Below are 2,574 nucleotides of genomic sequence, written 5' to 3' on the forward strand. Positions count from 1 at the left end.
ATTTTGATCTGCGGCAGGAGCATGCACAGGAAGAAAAATTACCGCTGCTGATCCGGCAGGTAGCCATTACCCCCATGGATCTTCGCGCGGGACCCTTGCTGCGTGCTGTTTTATACCAGGTAGCAGACCATAAATGGGTATTTGCATTTACTATGCATCATATCATTAGTGATGGCTGGTCTATGGAAGTCTTGATCAAAGAGCTGCTGCACCTGTACAATGCAAAGGTGAATAACACCAGCAGCAGCTTGCCGGCTTTACGCATCCAGTATAAAGACTATGCAGCCTGGCAGCAATCACGGTCAGGCGAAACAACACTGGAACCACACAAGCAATGGTGGCTGCACCAGCTGGCAGGTGAATTACCGCTGCTGGACCTGCCGGGTGATCGTCCGCGGCCGGCTGTAAAAACCTACAATGGCAGCACCATCAGCTTAAATCTCAATAAAGAGATCATACAAGGGTTACAAACCCTGGTAAATGCACAGGGCAGTACCTTGTTTATGGGATTGCTGGCTGCAGTGAATACTTTGCTGTACCGCTATACCGGGCAGGAGGATATTATTATTGGCAGCCCCGTGGCCGGCCGTCTGCACAGCGACCTGGATGATCAGATAGGGTTGTATGTAAACACACTGGCTATACGAAACCAGTTCAGTGGCACAGACAGTTACAGCTCGCTGCTGCAAAAAGTAAAGCAAACTACGCTGGGCGCTTATGAACACCAGGCCTATCCTTTTGATGAGCTGGTAGATGCATTGCAGCTGCGCCGTGACATGAGCCGCAGCGCTTTGTTTGATGTGATGGTAATATTGCAGAACACCGGCCACCTGCTTTCAGATGGAACGCCCGTGGGTGAAGCCTTTGTAAGCAGCTACGGCGATGTACACGCTCAGTTCACCAAGTTTGACCTCACGTTTAACTTTATAGAAAAAGGAGAGGGGCTGCATTGTATCGTAGAATACAACAGTGATATCTATCACCGGAATACGGTGAAACAATTTGCCCATCACCTGGAACAGCTGTTGACTGCTGTTATCGCACAACCCGCGCTGCCCCTGAACCGTTTAAGCTATTTAACGGCCACAGAAAAGCAGCAATTATTAAATACATTCAATAACACCGCTGCCGTTTACACGCAGGCAGGCACACTGGTGCAGCTCTTTGAAGCGCAGGCCGCCCGTACACCGGACGATATTGCCGTTTTCTTTGACACCAGCACCCTTACTTACCAGGAGCTGAATGAGAAAGCCAGCCAGTTTGCCCGTTACCTGCAAAGGAACTATCACATACAAACCAACGAAAGGATCGGCATTCAGCTGGACCGCAGCGAATGGACCATCATCGCTATACTGGCGGTATTAAAATCCGGTGGCGTGTATGTGCCCATTGATACCGCGTATCCGCAGGAACGTATTGATTATATCATAGCAGACAGCCAGTGTAAGGTGGTGATAGATGCCATGGAGCTCTCTGTTTTCAGGGAAGAAGCCAATAAGTACCCGCAGTACAACGGACCGGTGTTGAACCAGCCGGATGACCTGGCCTATATTATTTACACCTCCGGATCAACCGGTAAGCCTAAAGGTGTAATGATCACCCACAGCAACGCCGTTGCCTTTATTAATTGGAGCCAGCAGGAGTTTAAGAGCTCTGTCTTTGATGTGGTGTTTGGCGTAACCTCTATCTGTTTTGATCTTTCTGTTTTTGAAATATTTTACCCGCTAAGCATTGGTAAACCGGTACGCTTCTTAACAAACGCATTAGCTATTCCGCAGTACTTAGCTACGGCAGAAAAAATACTGATCAACACCGTGCCCAGTGTGGTAGGCGCTTTATTAAGCGAAGGGGTTGATTTGAGCGCCGTAAGCGTATTGAACATGGCCGGTGAGCCCATACCGCCGCGCTACCTGGAACAGCTGGATGCAGCAAAGATTGAGATCAGGAACCTGTATGGTCCTTCAGAGGATACTACCTACAGCACTGTTTACCGGCTCAGGAATAATAGTGAGATCCTGATAGGCAAACCTATCTCTAATACCCGAATCTACATCCTGAGTGAAGCGCTGCAGCTGCAGCCCATTGGTGTAGCAGGTGAGATCTGCATTGCCGGTGACGGCCTGGCGCAGGGTTACCTGAACCAACCGGCATTAACCGCACAAAAGTTTATAGATAATCCTTACCAAGCTGGTGAACGCCTGTACAGAACGGGCGATTTAGGCCGCTGGCTGCCGGATGGCAACATCGCCTTCATAGGCCGCAGGGATGAGCAGGTGAAACTACGTGGTTACCGCATAGAGTTGGGCGAAATAGAAAATGCCCTGCAAACACAGGCTGGTATTGAAGCTGCAGTAGTAATAGCCAGGTCAAACAGCAATGGTGAAAGGGAAATAGTAGCGTACTTCGTTAGTCCGCTGGAACAAAATATTGCAGACCTGCGTATTGGCCTCGCTCAAACCTTGCCTGCTTATATGCTGCCTGCACATTTTGTGCAGCTGGAAGCATTACCCTTAACGCCCAATGGTAAAGTAGATAAGAAAAGATTACCGGAGCCGGAAGGGCAGGGTGCTACAG

The 2,574-nt window shown here is 49.4% G+C and carries 1 protein-coding gene; it reads left to right on the forward strand.

Annotated features, from left to right (window positions below; genetic code table 11):
• Positions 1 to 2,574 (forward strand): amino acid adenylation domain-containing protein (locus VIM87_RS06065; RefSeq protein WP_331996112.1); only part of this gene is annotated, 2,574 nt, incomplete at both ends.

The sequence above is a fragment of the Chitinophaga sp. genome, from assembly GCF_036569125.1.
GTDB lineage: Bacteria > Bacteroidota > Bacteroidia > Chitinophagales > Chitinophagaceae > Chitinophaga.